15 protein-coding genes are annotated in these 17,942 nt (G+C 59.6%); 7 read left to right on the top strand and 8 right to left on the bottom strand.

From position 1 onward, the window contains the following. The first annotated feature begins 140 nt into the window (after positions 1-140). Complete coding sequence (locus tag PBDP_RS07475; protein WP_212802040.1) at positions 141-1,265, top strand: GNAT family N-acetyltransferase; 1,125 nt, start codon at positions 141-143, stop codon at positions 1,263-1,265. Positions 1,266-1,281: 16 nt separating this feature from the next. On the opposite strand, the gene aqpZ is transcribed toward PBDP_RS07475, so the two are convergent. The 5 genes from aqpZ to PBDP_RS07500 all read right to left on the bottom strand — a co-directional run bounded on the left by aqpZ (position 1,282) and on the right by PBDP_RS07500 (position 6,598). After that, on the bottom strand, positions 1,282-1,971 hold the full coding sequence (gene aqpZ / locus PBDP_RS07480) for an aquaporin Z (RefSeq protein WP_212802041.1): 690 nt from the start codon (positions 1,969-1,971) through the stop codon (positions 1,282-1,284). A 401-nt stretch (positions 1,972-2,372) separates the two neighbouring features. Continuing rightward, positions 2,373-4,205 (bottom strand): ABC transporter ATP-binding protein, encoded by a 1,833-nt coding sequence (locus PBDP_RS07485; RefSeq protein ID WP_176688456.1) that lies wholly within the window; start codon positions 4,203-4,205, stop codon positions 2,373-2,375. Between the two features lie 83 nt (positions 4,206-4,288). Next, positions 4,289-4,852, bottom strand: a complete 564-nt coding sequence (locus PBDP_RS07490; RefSeq protein ID WP_109755827.1) for a peptidylprolyl isomerase — start codon at positions 4,850-4,852, stop codon at positions 4,289-4,291. Positions 4,853-4,856: 4 nt separating this feature from the next. Next, positions 4,857-5,660 (bottom strand): alpha/beta fold hydrolase, encoded by an 804-nt coding sequence (locus tag PBDP_RS07495; RefSeq protein WP_109755826.1) that lies wholly within the window; start codon positions 5,658-5,660, stop codon positions 4,857-4,859. Between the two features lie 14 nt (positions 5,661-5,674). Continuing rightward, a complete protein-coding gene (locus tag PBDP_RS07500; protein WP_109755825.1) occupies positions 5,675-6,598 on the bottom strand; it encodes a PA3225 family LysR-type transcriptional regulator in 924 nt (307 codons plus the stop codon). A 50-nt stretch (positions 6,599-6,648) separates the two neighbouring features. Here PBDP_RS07500 and PBDP_RS07505 point away from each other — a divergent pair, with 50 nt between their 5' ends. Together PBDP_RS07505 and PBDP_RS07510 are read left to right on the top strand one after the other, a co-directional pair. Further along, positions 6,649-6,963, top strand: a complete 315-nt coding sequence (locus tag PBDP_RS07505; RefSeq protein ID WP_109755824.1) for a 3-phosphoglycerate kinase — start codon at positions 6,649-6,651, stop codon at positions 6,961-6,963. Between the two features lie 150 nt (positions 6,964-7,113). Beyond that, the gene (locus PBDP_RS07510) at positions 7,114-7,713 is read left to right on the top strand and encodes an FMN-dependent NADH-azoreductase (protein ID WP_109755823.1); all 600 of its coding nucleotides are present in this window, start codon (positions 7,114-7,116) and stop codon (positions 7,711-7,713) included. 173 nt (positions 7,714-7,886) lie between these two features. Here PBDP_RS07510 and PBDP_RS07515 read toward each other — a convergent pair whose 3' ends face one another. After that, entirely contained in the window at positions 7,887-8,588 is a 702-nt protein-coding gene (locus PBDP_RS07515) for a cyclase family protein (RefSeq protein WP_116831709.1), read from the bottom strand. Between the two features lie 162 nt (positions 8,589-8,750). Between PBDP_RS07515 and PBDP_RS07520 the strand changes: the two genes are divergently transcribed. Next, positions 8,751-9,617, top strand: a complete 867-nt coding sequence (locus tag PBDP_RS07520) for a carboxylate/amino acid/amine transporter (RefSeq protein WP_109755821.1) — start codon at positions 8,751-8,753, stop codon at positions 9,615-9,617. A 117-nt stretch (positions 9,618-9,734) separates the two neighbouring features. Here PBDP_RS07520 and PBDP_RS07525 read toward each other — a convergent pair whose 3' ends face one another. Continuing rightward, positions 9,735-11,033, bottom strand: a complete 1,299-nt coding sequence (locus PBDP_RS07525; protein WP_109755820.1) for a mechanosensitive ion channel family protein — start codon at positions 11,031-11,033, stop codon at positions 9,735-9,737. A gap of 193 nt (positions 11,034-11,226) precedes the next feature. On the opposite strand from PBDP_RS07525, the gene PBDP_RS07530 reads away from it, so the two are divergent. Then, on the top strand, positions 11,227-12,573 hold the full coding sequence (locus PBDP_RS07530; RefSeq protein WP_109755819.1) for a DEAD/DEAH box helicase: 1,347 nt from the start codon (positions 11,227-11,229) through the stop codon (positions 12,571-12,573). A 221-nt stretch (positions 12,574-12,794) separates the two neighbouring features. Here the strand turns inward: PBDP_RS07530 and PBDP_RS07535 are convergent, their stop codons facing one another. Beyond that, the gene (locus PBDP_RS07535) at positions 12,795-13,067 is read right to left on the bottom strand and encodes a hypothetical protein (protein WP_109755818.1); all 273 of its coding nucleotides are present in this window, start codon (positions 13,065-13,067) and stop codon (positions 12,795-12,797) included. Positions 13,068-13,406: 339 nt separating this feature from the next. Here PBDP_RS07535 and PBDP_RS07540 point away from each other — a divergent pair, with 339 nt between their 5' ends. Together PBDP_RS07540 and PBDP_RS07545 are read left to right on the top strand one after the other, a co-directional pair. Beyond that, a complete protein-coding gene (locus PBDP_RS07540) occupies positions 13,407-15,893 on the top strand; it encodes a sialidase family protein (protein ID WP_212802042.1) in 2,487 nt (828 codons plus the stop codon). Positions 15,894-16,228: 335 nt separating this feature from the next. Then, positions 16,229-17,935, top strand: coding sequence for a ShlB/FhaC/HecB family hemolysin secretion/activation protein (locus PBDP_RS07545; RefSeq protein ID WP_212802043.1), 1,707 nt, complete (start codon positions 16,229-16,231; stop codon positions 17,933-17,935). Positions 17,936-17,942 lie beyond the last annotated feature (7 nt).

Consider the following 17,942-nt stretch of genomic DNA (forward strand, 5'->3'; position numbering starts at 1 on the left):
GCGCTGACTTGATACACCGCTCTGACTTCATCCGTTAAAGCGCTCCTTTGAACCCCGCCCCTGGCGGGGTTTTTTTTGTGCCCGGCCGCTCAGGATCGGCGATACTCGCCCCATCCGCCGTCTGGATATCGAGGAACCGCATGCCGCTTCACGTCTTGGATAGCCTGTCCGCCATCGCCCCGCACGAGTGGGACGCGCTGGTGCCCGCCAATCAACCGTTCCTGCGCCACGCCTTCCTCGGTACCCTGGAAGACAGCGCCAGCCTGGACCCGCAATCCGGTTGGCAACCCGAGCATTTGCTGCACATTGAAGACGGTCGTCTGCTGGCAGCCTTGCCCAGTTACCGCAAGTGGCATTCCTATGGTGAATACGTGTTCGACCACGGCTGGGCCGACGCTTGCGCCCGGGCCGGGATCGAGTATTACCCCAAGCTGCTGACGGCGGTGCCGTTCAGTCCGGTCAGTGGCCCGCGGTTGCTGGCGGCGCGCGCCGAAGATGGCTTGGAACTGCTGGGCAGCCTGCCGGGTTATCTGGAAATCGAAGGGCTTTCCAGCGCCCATATCAACTTCACCGATGCTTTCACCGATTCGGCGCTGGCCGGGCAGGAAGGTTGGCTGCAGCGGATCGGCTGCCAGTACCACTGGCAAAATCGCGGTTACCGGGACTTCCAGGACTTTCTCGATGCGCTCAGTTCCCGCAAGCGCAAGCAGATGCGCAAGGAGCGTGAACAGGTGGCGGGGCAGGGCATCGAGTTCGAATGGCTCGAAGGTCATCAGTTGGACGAGGCGCAGTGGGATTTTGTCTACGCCTGTTATTCCAACACTTATGCGATACGACGGCAGGCGCCCTATTTGACCCGGGCATTCTTCAGCCTGCTGGCCGAACGCATGCCCGAGGCCATTCGTGTGGTGCTGGCCAAGCAAGGTTCGCGGCCAGTGGCGATGGCGTTCAGCCTGGTGGGCGGCGACAGTTTCTACGGGCGCTATTGGGGCTGCCTGGCGGAGTTTGACCGTTTGCACTTCGAGACTTGTTTCTACCAGGGCATGGACTACGCGATTGCCCATGGCTTGCAGCGTTTCGATGCCGGTGCCCAGGGCGAGCACAAATTGATTCGCGGGTTCGAACCGGTGATTACCCGCTCATGGCATTACCTGCGTCATCCGGGGCTGAAAGCAGCGGTGGCGGATTTCCTCGTGCGCGAGCATGAGGGGGTGCTGGCATATGCCGAAGAAGCGAAAACAGCACTGCCTTATCGGCAGTGCTGATCCTTGAAGGCGTGACTCAGCGGCTTTCCTGGCCTAGCCAGCGGTACGAGACTCCGCCGATGACCGCGCCCAGCAGCGGCGCCACCCAAAACAGCCATAGTTGCTCGATGGCCCAACCACCGACGATCAGCGCCGGACCGGTACTGCGGGCCGGGTTGACCGAAGTGTTGGTGACCGGGATCGAGATCAGGTGAATCAGCGTCAGGGCCAGGCCGATGGCAATCGGTGCCAGCCCGGCCGGCGCACGTTTATCGGTGGCGCCGAGGATGATCAGGATGAACATTGCCGTCATGACCAGCTCGGTGACAAAGCCCGCCGCCATCGAGTACCCACCGGGCGAATGCTCGCCGTAACCGTTCGCTGCCAGGCCGGAAGCGGCCAGGTCAAAGCCTTCCTTGCCGCTGGCGATGAAGTAGATCAACGCGGCGGCCAGCCCCCCCCCGATAACCTGGGCGATGATGTAGGCAGGCAACTCCCTGGCCGGAAACCGCCCGCCCACGTACAAGCCCAGTGAAACGGCGGGGTTCAAATGGCAACCCGAGATATGACCGATGGCGAATGCCATGGTCAACACCGTCAGGCCGAACGCCAGGGCTACCCCCAGCACGCCGATCCCGGAAGCGGCCAATACCGCGCTGCCGCAGCCGCCCAGTACCAGCCAGAACGTACCCAACAACTCAGTCGTTGAACGTTTGAGTAAAGACATAAGCATCCTTGATAAAACAGTCGTGATGATCGGTTATGCATCCAGCAGAATTACGACAGGTTCATCTCCAGAACCTGAGCTGAGTACAGCAGGGTTTATCGACAAATCCAGCGGCACAAAAAACCGCCAGCGTCAGGGACTGTGGCGGTCTTGGCCGTGGTCGGCGGGGAGTATGTCGTTGCTATGTGGGCTAAATGGATTCTGGACAGAATTTTTCAGTATTGCTGATTCAAACCGGATCCCCGTGGCGAGGGAGCTTGCTCCCGCTGGGCTGCGCAGCAGCCCCAATAAGGCTGGGTGTCCAACCTATTGATTGCGTTGGGGCGCAGATTTGGGGGGCGCTTCGCGCCCCAGCGGGAGCAAGCTCCCTCGCCACAGGGTTTGGCTGTGTCAGGTAGAGCTCAGTCGATCCCCACAAACCCACCCGTCTGATGCTGCCACAACCGTGCATACAACCCGCCATGGGCCAGCAGTTCAGCATGGCTACCCGTTTCGGCGATACGCCCATTCTCCAGCACCACCAAGCGGTCCATCCGGGCGATGGTGGAGAGGCGGTGGGCGATGGCGATCACGGTCTTGCCTTGCATCAGAGTCTCGAGACTTTCCTGGATCGCGGCCTCGACTTCCGAATCCAGTGCTGACGTCGCTTCGTCCATGATCAGGATCGGCGCGTCCTTGAGCAGCACCCGCGCGATAGCGATGCGCTGGCGCTGGCCACCGGACAATTTCACGCCGCGCTCGCCCACATGGGCATCGAAGCCGGTGCGGCCTTCGGCGTCCGACAGCAGTGGGATGAACTCGTCGGCCCGGGCCTTGCGCACGGCTTCCCAGAGTTGCGCGTCGGTGGCGTCGGGCTTGCCGTAGAGCAGGTTGTCACGAATCGAGCGATGCAGCAGCGAGGTGTCCTGGGTGATCATGCCGATGCGCTCGCGCAGGCTTTCCTGACCAACTTCGGCGATGTCCTGGCCGTCGATGAGAATACGCCCGCCTTGCACGTCATAGAGGCGCAGCAGCAGGTTGACCAAGGTGGATTTACCCGCGCCGGACGGGCCGATCAGGCCGATTTTTTCGCCAGGCCTGATGGTCAGGTTGAGGTCGCCGATCACGCCGCTTTTCTTGCCATAGTGGAAATCCACATGCTCGAAGCGTACCTCGCCCCGGCCCACGGCCAGGGGCTTGGCCTGGTCGCGGTCAGTGACGCTGACGGGCTGGGAAATGGTCTGCAGGCCGTCCTGGACCATGCCGATGTTTTCGAAAATGCCGGTGACGACCCACATGATCCAACCGGACATGTTGACGATGCGGATCACCAGGCCGGTGGCCAACGCGATAGCGCCGACGCTGATCAGCGACTGGGTCCACAACCACAGCGCCAGCGCCGTGGTGCCGACGATCAGTAACCCGTTCATGCTGGTGATGGCCACGTCCATGCTCGTCACCACGCGGCCGGCCAGTTGGGCCTTCTCGGTCTGTTCCTCGATGGCTTCGCGGGCGTATTGCTGTTCGAAGTTGGTGTGGGCGAACAGCTTCAGGGTGGTGATGTTGGTGTAGCCATCGACAATCCGTCCCATGAGCTTGGAACGGGCGTCGGAAGACACCACAGAGCGTTCCTTGACCCGTGGCACGAAGTAATAAAGGGCGCCGATGTAACCGGCGATCCAGAGCAGCAAGGGAATCATCAGGCGCCAATCGGCTTCGGCAAACAGCACCAGGGAACTGACGGCGTAGATCAGCACATGCCACAGGGCATCCACGGCCTGGACCGCCGAGTCGCGCAGGGAGTTGCCGGTCTGCATGATGCGCTGGGCGATGCGCCCGGCAAAGTCGTTCTGGAAGAAGTTCAGGCTCTGCTTGAGCACGTAGCTGTGATTCTGCCAGCGGATCAGGCTGGTCATACTGGGGCTCAGGGTCTGGTGCACCAGCAGGTCATGCAGGGCCACGAAAATGGGGCGGAAGATCAGCGCCACCACGGCCATCCAGGCCAGTTCCAGGCCATGGATCTTGAAGAAGTCGACATTGGGCGTGCCCTGGGTCAGGTCGATGATGCGGCTCAGGTAGCTGAACAGTGCCACTTCGATCAGCGCGCCGATCAGGCCGACCACCAGCAGCACGGCGAAGCTGGGCCAGACCTGTTTCAGGTAATACGTGTAGAAGGGCAGGACGCGGTTCGGTGGGGCCGAGGTCGGGGCGTCGCGGAAGATATCGATCAGTGTTTCGAAGCGGCGATAAACCATTTGTAAATGCCCTGGCAGGGGCTCTCCTTATTGCTATGGGCGGCACGGGATCACCGCGCCGCCCAGGCTTGCCGTGTGCCTCTTCAGTCGATGCGCTTGGCCGACTTGATGATCACAGGGTCGACCGGCACGTTTTGCATGCCTTGTTTAGTGGTGGTCTGGGAGTTGACGATGATGTCCACCACATCCATGCCTTTGACCACTTTGGCGAACACCGCGTAACCGGCGTCGCGGCCCGGGTCGAGGAAGGCGTTGTCGGCGACGTTGATGAAGAACTGGCTGGTGGCCGAGTCCGGGTTGGAGGTGCGAGCCATCGACAAGGTACCGCGAACGTTGTGCAGGCCATTGCTGGCTTCGTTCTTGATCGGTGCCTTGGTGTCTTTTTGTTGCATCTGTGCGGTAAAGCCGCCGCCCTGGGCCATGAAGCCCGGGATCACGCGGTGGAAAATCGTGTTGGTGTAGAAACCACTGTCCACGTACTCAAGGAAGTTCTTGGTACTGATGGGGGCCTTGACGGGGTCCAGTTCGATTTCGATCTGGCCGTTGGTGGTGTCCAGCAATACATGGGGTGCCTTGGCAGGCGTGGCGGCCATCAGGTTGGCAGCAAACAGTACGGTGCCGGCGGCGAGGGCGATTTTTTTCAGCATGGGGTCAGTGATCCTGAGTGGTGGAATCGGTTGCAGTCAAAAATTCGAGCAGGGTCTGGTTGAAGCGTTCGGGTTGATCCAGCGGGGTAGCGTGCCGTGAATCGGCGATGACCGCCAGCCGTGCATCGGGCAGCAGCTTTACATAGGCTTCTTTCAGCGCCACCGGGGTGTAGTCGTGGTCGGCGCAGATGACGAGGGTTGGACAGGCGACCTGTGAAAGTCGTTCCTGAACGCCCCACCCTACGATCGCATCGAAGCTGGCGAGATAAGCACGTTTGTCGTTCTTTGCCCAGCGTCGGGCCATTTCCAGGCGTAACTCGGTTTGCTCTGGCTTGGGGAACAACTTGGCGCCCAGGGCCTTGCCGATGGTTTTCAGGCTGAGCAGACGCATCAGGCTCCAGCGCTTGAACCACTGCCAGCAGTCGTCGGGCGTGCGGACCTTGACTTCAGGGGCGCTGTTGACGATGCACAGGCTCTTGATTCGCCCGGGTTCATCCACGGCCAGTTGAAAGCAGATCATGCCGCCCATGGACCAGCCCACCAAGTGCACCGGGCCAAGGTCCAGGTGTTCGATCAGGGCGCTCAGGTCGGCGCTGAAGCCTTTGATGCTGTAGCGCTCCCGTGGTTTGTCGGAGCGACCGTGACCGCGCACATCCACTACGATCAGATGGTAATGGGCGGACAGCACCGGGATCTGCTTTTCCCAGTCCCGAGTGCTGGAGCCCAGCCCGTGGACCAGCACCAGGGGCGTGCCGTGGCCGTATTCCTCGTAGTGCAGGTTGCAACCTTCGTGTTCGAAGTAGGCCATCGGCGAAGTCCTTGTCAGGCTTGTTCAGGGGCGGCGAACGGCGCATCCAGCGGCGCGGTGTCGAAGGTGCGCAGCAATTCGATCAGGATTTGCGTGGCCGGGCCCAGGGGTTTTTCCTTGTTTGAAAAAAGATAGAAGGTCGAATTGCGGCTGCCTCCCTGTTCCAAGGGTAGACGCTTGAGCAAGCCTTCCTTGAGTTCCCGTTCGATCATGTGCCGGGGCAACCAGGCGAATCCCAGGCCGCTGCCGACAAAGGAGGCGGCGGTGGCCAGGCTGCCCACGGTCCAGCGCTGTTCGGCGCCGAGCCAGCCGACGTCCCGGGGTTGCTGGCGGCCGGAATCGCGGATAACCACTTGCAACTGGCTTTCCAGGTCCTGGAAATTCAACTCGCGATTGAGGCGGTGCAAGGCATGCTCGGGGTGGGCCACCGCAATGAACTCCACATCGCTCAGTTCCGCGCCCAGGTAACCGGGAATGCTGAAGCCACTGATGGCCAGGTCGGCCACGCCTTCGAGCAGCACTTCTTCGACACCCGACAACACTTCTTCGCGCAGCCGCACCCGGCAGCCACGGCTTTGTGGCATGAACGCGGTCAAGGCGCGAACGAGGCGGGCGTTGGGGTAGGCCGCGTCGACCACCAGGCGCACTTCCGCTTCCCAACCTTGCTCCATGTGGTGGGCCAGGTCTTCCAGTTGGCTGGCCTGTTTCACCAGTTGCCGCGAGCGGCGCAGCAGCACGCCGCCGGCTTCGGTCAACACGGCCTTGCGCCCATCGATGCGCAGCAGCGGTACACCGAGCTGATCCTGCATGCGGGCCACGGTGTAGCTCACTGATGACTGGGAGCGATGCAGCACTTCGGCGGCCTGGGCGAAACCGCCATGGTCGACCACGGCCTGCAGGGTGCGCCATTGATCAAGGGTCACGCGGGGCGCTTTCATAATGAGCTCCTCTTGTCCTAAGCTGGCGGTCCCTTGGTGGAGACTGCCGAATGAAAAAAATCTGTTGTGCGGTGCTGGCCTTGCTGCCGCTGACTGCGTTTGCCTACCCGATCGATGTGGAAAAACACCTCAACGGCCTGAGCATCGACTACAACGCCTATGACACCGATGCCGACATCGGCTCTATCCAGGTGAACAACTACGGCAACGTCGACGCGGCCTGTACCGTGGTCTTCAACAATGGCCCCGAGGCGCCTCGTACCCGCAAGATCGAAGTCGCCGCCGGCAAGTTCAAGAACGCCACGGCCAAGTTCAACCGCAACATCATCAAGTTGCGCATCAAGCTGACCTGCCAGCCGAAATAACCCGGCAGCGGGGCAAGCGACATGGCTTGCTCCGCTTATAAACGAAATTATCGATGCTTTACAGCAGTTATTTGCGCTTTTTCATCGATAAGCTCGCGTTTAACCTTCACTCCATCGACTGACAACATTCTCAGATGGAGCCTACAAGCCATGTCCCGCGTTCTGATCATCGAAAGCAGTGCCCGCCAGCAAGACTCGGTTTCCCGTCAACTGACCCAGACCTTCATCAGCCAGTGGAAAGCTGCACACCCGGCCGACGAAATCAGCGTTCGCGACCTGGCCATCAATCCGGTGCCGCATCTGGATGCCAATCTGCTGGGTGGCTGGATGAAGCCTGTCGAGCAGCGCAACGAGGTTGAAAATGCCTCGCTGGAGCGCTCCAACCAACTGACCGATGAGCTGCTGGCCGCCGACGTACTGGTGATGGCTGCGCCGATGTACAACTTCGCCATCCCCAGCACTTTGAAAGCCTGGCTCGACCATGTACTGCGTGCCGGCGTGACGTTCAAATACACTCCAACCGGTCCCCAAGGCCTGCTGGCCGACAAGCGCGCCTTCGTGCTGACTGCCCGTGGCGGCATTCATGCCGGTGGCAGCACTGACCACCAGGAACCCTACCTGCGTCAGGTCATGGGCTTCATCGGGATCCACGACGTGACCTTCATCCATGCCGAGGGCATGAACCTGGGCGGCGACTTCCAGGAGAAGGGCCTGAATCAGGCCAACGCCAAACTGTCCCAGGTCGCCTGATCCGTTAATCCTCGGGTAATCGCCAGGTGGTCTAGTGTCCTGGCGCTTCCCTTCAAACCGTTTTGCGCATCGAACCTCCCTTTGCACTTATTGCTCCTGAGTGCATCAGCCCGATTGAACGCGTTAGCGAGATCGGGCTTTTTTTTGCCTCGATGATCTGCGCCTGACTGGGCTCAGGGTACAAACGCCATGACGGAAACAGGAGAGCCCGAACCCTTTTTCAGTCGAAGCACGCCAATCACCAGCGTCGTGCCTTTCGCGGGCAACTGATCGAGATTGGTCAGGCATTCCAGGACGATGCCCTCATTTGCCAGGATCTGGCTGTTGGTGGCGTAAACCGTGTCCTGGCCCGGATCGGCGCCATGGGTATCGATACCAACGCCAGCTATACGGCGTTGCTCAAGCAGAAATGTGGTGGTTGCGGCACCTATGCCGGGAAAGTGCGGGCCCTTGTCATCCGCATTGATAAAACGCCTGGGGTCGTCCCACAGGGTCTGCCACCCCGTGTAAAAAAGCACGACGCTGCCCTGATCGATGCGTCCGTGAGCCTGTTCCCATTTTTCGATGTCTTGGATGCCGATCACGTAATCTGGATTGTCCCGCGCCTGGATGCGTAGATCGATCACGACGGCCGGCCGGACCAGGGACGCCGGCTCATAGGCATCAATCCCGATGGCATTGGGGTGAAAGCTGTTCGGCGCGTTCATATGGGTTGCACTGTGCTCGCCCATGGCGAAACGGCGCAGGTAATACCCGTCCTTTTCCGGTGATGCCACCTCATCGAACGTCACCGGAGGATCGCCAGGCCAGAGCGGAATGTCCGGGCTGATGATGTGGCTGAGGTCGATGACTTTTCGAAACTCAATACGTTGCATGGAGGGGCTTCCTTATCCTTGGCGAAACTTTGAGCGATGCTGATCGGACAGTACTGCGCTCAGCCTTCCTGTGCATACCCGTGACCCGAAACTTGCGGCCCATCACGCTCGCGCCCATCCCTCAAAACCGCTATCTTCGCCGCCATTCGAAACGAGGAGCTTATGGGCTATCTACTTTTTGTGACGCTGATCCAGGCGTTTTCCTTCAGCTTGATCGGTGAGTACCTGGCCGGACATGTGGACAGTTATTTCGCGGTGTTGGTGCGGGTGCTGCTGGCCGGGCTGGTGTTCATTCCGCTGACGCGCTGGCGCCAGGTGGAGCCATCGTTCATGCGCGGCATGCTGTTGATCGGTGCCTTGCAGTTCGGCGTGACCTACGTATGCCTGTACTTGAGCTTCCGGGTCTTGACGGTGCCCGAGGTGCTGCTGTTCACCATCCTTACGCCTTTGCACGTGACCTTGATCGAAGACGCGTTGAACCGTCGCTTCAATCCCTGGGCGCTGATCGCGGCGCTGGTGGCCGTGGCCGGCGCGGCGGTGATTCGCTACGACCGGATCAACCCGGATTTCTTCATGGGCTTTTTGCTGCTGCAACTGGCCAACTTCACCTATGCGGCCGGACAGGTGCTGTACAAGCACCTAGTGGCCCGTCACCCGAGCGACCTGCCGCATTACCGGCGTTTCGGTTATTTCTATCTTGGTGCGCTGATGGTGGCGTTGCCGGCTTTCCTGCTGTTCGGCAAGGCGGATTTCTGGCCCGAAGCGCCGCTGCAATGGGGCGTGCTGGTGTTCCTCGGCCTGGTCTCCACCGCGCTGGGGCTGTACTGGTGGAACAAAGGCGCGTGCCTGGTCAACGGCGGGACGCTGGCGGTGATGAACAACCTGCACGTGCCGGTAGGGCTGCTGGTGAACCTGCTGATCTGGAACCAGCACGAGGAACTTGGGCGATTGCTGCTGGGTGGGTCGGTGATACTGGTGGCGGTGTGGATCAGTCGGTTGGGCGTGCGCCAACCGCTAGTCACACGCTGACTCTCTGTGGGAGCGAGCCTGCTCGCGAAGGCGTCATATCAGTCGGTATATCTGTTGTCTGGCACTCCGCTTTCGCGAGCAGGCTCGCTCCCACAAGGGATCTTGGATGGTTGAGGGTCAGACCACCTGCTTCTGCGGCTCCGGCAGATGGCTCGCCCCCAGCACCGCCGGCAGCAGTCCCGAGCGCAGGTCCATGCCGCTCGGCTGTTGGTACAGGTTCAAGCCGAACTCCGGCATCACCGCCAGCAGGTAATCGAAAATATCCCCCTGGATGCGCTCGTAGTCGGTCCACGCAGTGGTGCGGGTGAAGCAGTAGATTTCCAGCGGGATGCCTTGGGCGGTGGTCTGCATCTGCCGGACCATGCAAGTCATGTTCGGCTGGATTTCCGGGTGGCTCTTCAAATACGCCAGGGCATAGGCGCGGAAGGTGCCCAGGTTGGTCATTCGCCGACGGTTGGCCGACATCGCCGCGACGTTGCCCTGGGCCTCGTTCCAGGCCTTGAGTTCGGCTTGCTTGCGGCCGATGTAGTCGGTCAGCAGGCGAACCTGGGTCAGGCGCTGTTCTTCCTCGTCGTGCAGGAAACGCACGCCGCTGGCATCGATGAACAGACTGCGCTTGATCCGCCGTCCACCGGATTGCTGCATGCCGCGCCAGTTCTTGAACGATTCGGACATCAGGCGCCAGGTCGGGATCGAGACAATGGTCTTGTCGAAATTCTGCACCTTGACCGTGTGCAGCGTGATGTCCACCACGTCACCGTCGGCGCCGACCTGGGGCATCTCGATCCAGTCGCCGACCCGCAGCATGTCGTTGCTGGTCAACTGCACACTGGCGACGAACGACAGCAAGGTGTCCTTGTAGACCAACAGGATCACCGCCGACATCGCACCCAGGCCCGATAGCAACAACAGTGGCGAACGGTCGATCAGGGTGGCGACGATGATGATCGCCCCAAACACATACAGCACCATCTTCGTCAGTTGCACGTAGCCTTTGATCGAACGGGTACGCGCATGTTCGGTGCGTGCGTATACATCCAGCATGGCGCTGAGCAGGGCACTGAGGCTCAGCACCATGAACAAGATGGTGAAAGCCAGGGCGACATTGCCGAGGAAAATCATGCTGGTCTTGCTCAGTTCCGGCACCAGGTGCAGGCCGAACTGGATGATCAGTGACGGCGTCATCTGCGCCAGGCGATGGAACACTTTGTTCTGGCGCAGGTCGTTGACCCAGTTCAGGGCCGGTTGGCGCCCCAGCAACTTGGCGGCATGCAAAATCAGGTAGCGCGCCACGCGCCCAAGCACCAGGGCGATGACCAGCAGCAACACCAGGGCGAGGCTGGAATGCAGGAGCGGGTGCTGGTCAAGGGCACCCCAGAGGTCTTGGATGTTGACCCAGAGTTGTTTGATGTCCATGGACGAAACGGTTCTTCTATAAAGATGCGACGTGGCGATTAGAGCATTTAAGCCTGCTCAAGTGACCGTTGATGCAATAACGGCTGATAAAAATGCACTGATTTACCGCCGTTTGTATAAAGAAACTCGGCCTTCGCGCTCGAAACCGTTACCCTATGCAGCTGTTTTTTTGCATTTCTTCGAGGTAGCACCCGTGTTTTCCCAATTCGCCCTGCACGAACGCCTGCTCAAAGCCGTGGCCGAGCTTAAATTTGTCGAGCCAACGCCGGTGCAGGCAGCGGCCATTCCGCTCGCGCTCCAGGGGCGTGATCTGCGGGTGACGGCGCAGACCGGCAGCGGCAAGACCGCCGCGTTCGTGCTGCCGATCCTCAACCGCCTGATCGGCCCGGCCAAGGTCCGCGTCAGCATCAAGACCCTGATCCTGTTGCCGACCCGTGAACTGGCCCAGCAGACCTTGAAGGAAGTGGAGCGTTTCTCGCAGTTCACCTTCATCAAGTCCGGCCTGATCACCGGCGGCGAAGACTTCAAGGTCCAGGCCGCCATGCTGCGCAAGGTGCCGGACATCCTGATCGGCACTCCTGGGCGGATGATCGAGCAGTTGAACGCCGGCAACCTCGACCTCAAGGAAGTCGAAGTACTGGTGCTGGACGAAGCCGACCGTATGCTCGACATGGGCTTTGCCGAAGACGTGCAGCGCCTGGTGGACGAATGCGTCAACCGCCAGCAGACCATGTTGTTCTCCGCCACCACCGGCGGTTCGGGCCTGCGCGAGATGATCGCCAAGGTGCTGAACAACCCCGAGCACTTGCAGCTCAACGCGGTCAGCCAACTGAACTCCACCACCCGCCAGCAGATCATTACCGCCGACCACAACCAGCACAAAGAGCAGATCGTGAACTGGTTGCTGGCCAACGAGACCTACGAAAAAGCCATCGTGTTCACCAACACCCGGGCCATGGCCGACCGTATCTATGGCCGCCTGGTGGCCCAGGAATACAAGGCGTTCGTCCTGCACGGCGAGAAAGACCAGAAGGACCGCAAGCTGGCCATCGACCGCCTCAAGCAGGGCGGGGTGAAAATCCTCGTCGCCACCGACGTCGCCGCCCGCGGCCTGGACGTGGAAGGCCTGGACATGGTCATCAACTTCGACATGCCCCGCAGCGGCGACGAGTACGTGCACCGCATCGGTCGTACCGGTCGTGCCGGTAACGATGGCCTGGCGATCTCGCTGATCTGCCACGGCGACTGGAACCTGATGTCGAGCATCGAGCGCTACCTCAAGCAGAGCTTCGAGCGCCGCACCATCAAGGAAGTCAAAGGCACCTACGGCGGACCGAAGAAGGTCAAGGCCTCGGGCAAGGCTGTTGGCGTGAAGAAGAAAAAGGTCGACGCCAAGGGCGACAAGAAGAAAACCGGCGCCAAGGCCCCGACCAAGCGCAAGACCGCCAACCGCCCGAAGAGCGACGCTCCATCGCTGGTCAGCAAGGACGGCATGGCCCCGCTCAAGCGCCGCAAGCCAGAGGCACCGGCGGCTGAGTGAGTCGGCGTTAGTGCTTGATAAAAAACCGGACGTTGAGTCCGGTTTTTTTATGGGTAACTGAATCTGACGCAAAACCCCGTGGCGAGGCAGATTTGTGGGAGCAAAGCTTGCTCGCGACACAGACGCCTCGATTTCTGAAAGACCGCATCGCCTTCATCGCGGGCAAGCCTTGCTCCCACAAATCCCCTCGCCACCAAAGCGGGTTGTGCGGCTTTGGCTGATCACCCAGCCTTCTTCTCTGCGTTCTTCAACTCTTCCAGACGCTTATCGATCAACTGGCACTTGTCCGGCAAATCCTTGCTGGCGGTTTTCAGGTCCATGTTCTGCAACTCGTCGTTGATCTCCTTGGCCTTGGCCGGGTTCTGCTCGGTGAGTTTGCTCACTTCCTGGGCCAGTTGCTCTCGCTTGGCGGTGGCTTCCTCGGGGGTGCAGGCCCAGGCGGGCAGGGCGCAGGTAAGGGTGGCGGCCAAGGTGAGTTTCAAGAGGGTTTTCATGGCAGGGCCTCATATTCCTTGTTGGGCAGGTAATGGGTTGAGGCCCGGGTTGGCTGGAAAGTTCATCTTGAGTCGCCACCGCTTGAGGTCTTTTTTGGCGTTCTCCTAGCCGATATTAAACAGTCGACTACCATGGAGGATGCGCCTGCCGCACATCCGCTGCAAAACACGGAGCGTGCCTGCAGTCGATGCCTTCCACCCCATGCGTATCCCCGAATAACAACGGAGGTGAGTTGAACCTGGACACTTCGCTGTCGGTATCGATCACGCTTTAGCAATGGAATAATTACCCAGGCACACGTATGGCCTGGAGTAGCCACTCACTCAAGGAATGAATCTATGAGCGTTAAAGCAATACTCAGTCGGCTGATGTTGTGCTTGTGTGGTTTATTTATTATCTCCTCGGCCTATGCGGAGAGTGTGATTGTTGCGACGCCGCAACAAGGCGTGGGGATCGAAGTCAATGTATTTGATAATCCAGATGCCTCAAGTGGCAAACCCTCTTCAACGAGCGTGGTGCGCTACAGTTCATCGTACTTTGTCCCCGTGGTGCAGTCGTTCAAGGGCAAGGTCTACATGTTCTGGGCCAGCAACAATGATCAAAAAAATATCTATTTTTCCTCTTCAGCAGAGGGGAAGGTCTGGTCCGCGCCGAAGCCCATCCCGGTCGATAACATCTACAGTGGCGTCTCCGCCACCGTCTTCAAGCAAAAACTGGTACTGACCTTTGCCGACGCCCCGCGCCAACAGTTAAAGAGCATCAGTTCCGACGACGGCATCAATTGGTCACCTGTTGATTCGATCAATACTCGCCATACCGCCCTGAATAACAAAGCCGTCGTGTACAACGGCCAGTTGTTCGTTTTGTATAACGAAAACGGCGGCAAGGCTGTTTACTACGTGACCTACGATGGCCTTAAGTGGAGTCCGGAAAAAACAGCGTTTCAGGAAACCGCCGACACGATCTTGAACCTGGTACCCGTGGTCTATAACGGTGACTTGAGGGTCTATTACACTTTTTTTAACGGCGGCCTGTTCGAACGCACTTATGACCGGGGTGGTAACTGGGGTGCGAAGCAGGGGCTGACCGGTATACCTGAAAAGGGCTTCCTCAACAGCGCTGCGATGGTCAATGAGCGCCTGTTCATCAGCAGTGGCGCCACTACTTTTTATTCAACCGATGGCCTCAAATGGGCGCCCTATTTCGCTTTTTCCGGGCGTTCTGCCTATCCCTCGGGATTGGGCGTTTCCTATGGCATTACCGAAAACGATCTAACCGTACGCAACCCGCAACTACCGTCGGACCTGGCCACAGGCCTCAGCCATACCGACTATGCCACTTTCGCCTGGCGGAGTTTTTTCGCACTGAACAATACGGCCAAGGCGCCGTTGCCGGCCAACCGTGGCGTCGGTAACCCTGCCAGCAGCTTTGCGGATTCGGGCAAGGTGCCACAATCTCCAAGCCCCTTGTTGTGGCAAACCTTCGCCCACCGCACCGAGTTGTTTCCAGCGGGACCAGAAAAAAACACCGCAGGTGGTCCGACGCGCCCGTTTGGTTCTGACCCGCAATACAGCTATATAAAATTTCCCAAGGGTATTCGTTTGGCGCCAGGCGCCACCTTTAACCATTACAACAACCTGGATGAAGCAACCCAAATAGGACAAAACGCTATTTTCTTCCCGGTCAATCCGCCAAATGTGGCGAAGACAGGGAGCGATTATGCCCCTTCAAACGACAGCCAGATCCTGTTCGAGGCCAAGGCGAACCCCGTTGTCTACGAGTATGCGAAAGGCCTGAGCAGCTTCCCGGATACTCATGTAGTACTGCCCGACGGCGCGCTGGAGGTCAAGGCGACATGGCGCAAGCTGGCAGACATCCCGGTACAGAATCGTGGGCGCTACCATACGGCGACGGTGGTGACTTATAAGGGCCTCGACAGTGACCCTGTGGCGCAAAACGAAGACTACGCACTGGTCGCCTTGCATATCATCCATAAGACGCCCAACTACCCGACCTTCATCTTCGCCACGTTCGAGCACGAGGACGCCCTGACGCTGGCCGACGGTAAATCACCAACCGGGCTCTACTACATCGCCAACTACAACAAGATTGATTATCCCGGCTTCGCTATAAACAATCCCCCGACCGCCACCTTCTCTGACGGCAACAAGACCTACACGGTTTCCCTGCCGAAGGCGGGCGATGTCGCAAACGCAGCCCTTATTCCGCCGGTCTACTCCGGCCGTAACGGGATCCCCGAAGGGCAGGCCGGCCCGATCCGGGTCGTGCAACCGCTCACCATGCATTCCGAAGTTGCAGCGGTGAACAATCAGGTCAAGCAGCTGATGGACGGCAGCAGCGAATTCAATAATTCGGTCTGGAAGCACTATCAGCTCAAAGGGGTGCAGGCCATCCCGTCGAGCACTCAAACCGACCCGGATTATTACCTGGCCAATATCATGGTCGAAAGCAGCCAGCCGGGAATCCAGCTGTTTCGCGGGAGCAACGTATTCCCCATCCCGAATAACAACACCCTGACCAATGCGCGCAACCAACCGAACATCAAGGTGCCGGATTATGATCACAGCACTCAAAGCCTGACCATGGGCGGTTGCATGGGGTGTCACGGCATCGCCCAGAGCTCGCTCAAACAAGGTTTCAGTTTCCTGTTCGATGCCATCAATCCCACGCTCAGCAAAGGTGTCACCGGCTTTGCGGGCCCAGAGACCGTAGGTTTACCTGATCCGCGGACCTCGAAGGCAAGGGCCCTGAAATATTCGTTTGGTCCTCGGAATACGGAGGCAGTCGAGGAGGCAAACAAGTAGTCGTAAACCTCTTCGAAGCAGGAAAACCCCGCTTTCTGAGGCGGGCGCCATAGCCCTTTCGATAAAAAACCGGACCTTGAGTCCGGTTTTTTTATGGGATGGACGAGGGCTACAGCTGAAGCGCGAAACCGTGGACGAGTGCTGCTGGTACGTTTTGTAGGAGGTTTACAGATATGCCTCGGGACCTTTCGTACCTCCGTACCGGAGCCATCTGATTTCAGACGAATGGTTCCAGCAATAGCCTCAAAGCCAAATCCATTTAGTTGACGTCAAAATGATGGCTCACTAATATCGCGCCACTATTTTGATGTCACTTTCTGCTCGAGGGATCGAACATGTCCTCACCCGCCTTTTGGGCGAGGTTGTGCGTGGCTTTGCTGTGCCTTTCTCCACTTACCCAGGCTCACGCCGCCCCCACGCCTGGTGACACGGACCTGATCCGCGAGCGCCAGAACCGTTTGCTCGAAGAGCAGCGCCGTCGCCTGGAGGAACTCAAGGACCTGCCCGGCAAGGAGGCGAAGCCGACCCAGCCGAGCGCACCTGTCGATACCCGTTGCTTCCCCATCAAGACCATCGAGCTCAAGGGTGCCGACAGTCTTTCCGCCAGCGAGCGCGAGGAACTGCTCAAGCCCTACATCGGCCAATGCCTGGGCGTGCCGCAGCTTAACGAACTGCTCAAAGTCATCACCGACCACTACATCGAAAAGGGCCTGGTCACCAGCCGCGCCTATCTGCCACAGCAGGACCTGTCCGGCGGGCATTTGAGCGTGCTGGTGGTGGAAGGGCGGCTCGAAGGTTTGAAGGGCGCCGAGAATAGCCAGCTATCGGACCGAGAGTTGGCAATGGCATTTCCCGGCGCGACCGGCGATCTGGTCAACCTGCGGGAGATCGAGCAGATGGTGGACCAGCTCAACCGCCTGCCATCGAACCAGGCCAAGATGGAGCTGACACCCGGCCAGAACGTCGGCGGTAGCGAAGTGCGTGTCACCAATGAGCCACAAAAGCCCTGGCGGGTTGGACTGTCGCGCAGCAACGACGGCCAGCGCAGCACGGGCGAGCAACAGTGGGGCTCCAGCTTTGAATGGGACAGTCCGCTGGGCTTGGCTGACCAGTTGATGTTGCGTGGCGGTCACGATGGGATGACCGACCACCAGCACACTTCCAACAACGCCATGCTCTATTACAACTTGCCCTGGGGTTGGTGGAACGTCAGTTACACCTACAGCCAGAGCGAGTACCGCTCGCAGATCCCGGCCAACGGTTTCAACTTCAAGCAGACCGGCGACAGCCAGAACCATCAGTTGCGGGTCGAGCGGGTGATCCATCGCGATGCCCTGAGCAAGACCTCTCTCAACACCGGCCTGGCTTACCTGCGCACCAACAACTTCATCGAAGACAGCAAGCTGGCGGTGAGCAGTAACCGTCTCAGCGAAGCGCAGTTCGGCATCAACCATGGCCGGCGCATCGGCAGCGCCTTCGTCAACCTTGACCTGGGCATGCAGCAAGGCATCGGTGCCTTCGATGCCCAGGGTGACAACGATCCGGGGCCCGGCCAGGCCGATGCCCGTTACCGCAAATACACCGCCACCCTCAGCTATCTGCAACCGTTCCAGGTGTGGGGCGAATCGTTCAGCTTCAGCAGCCTGATGACTGGCCAACGCAGCGAGGACGTGTTGTTCAGTCCGCAGCGCATGAGCCTGGGCGGGCAGTCGTCGATTCGCGGCTACAAGGACCAATCCCTGTCCGGCGACAGCGGTGGCTACTGGCGCAACGACCTGCGTTGGAGCCGCCCGGTGACGCTGGAATGGCTGCGCCCGGTGTTCGCCGAATACGGCACCAGCCTCGGTTATGACCAGGGCGTGATTCGTGGTGATCGCTACAACGGCGACCAGCACGGGCGCATGTCGAGCAACTCGCTGGAGCTGTTCGCCCGCGGTGAGCACCTGAACACCAGCGTCACCTTCGCCCATTCCCTGGAACGTCCGGATGCCCTGACCGAGCGCGAAGCGCCGGTCTACTTCCGCGTGGATGTACTCCTTTAAACAAATT

The sequence above is a fragment of the Pseudomonas sp. St290 genome, from assembly GCF_018325805.1.
GTDB classification, from domain to species: domain Bacteria; phylum Pseudomonadota; class Gammaproteobacteria; order Pseudomonadales; family Pseudomonadaceae; genus Aquipseudomonas; species Aquipseudomonas bijieensis.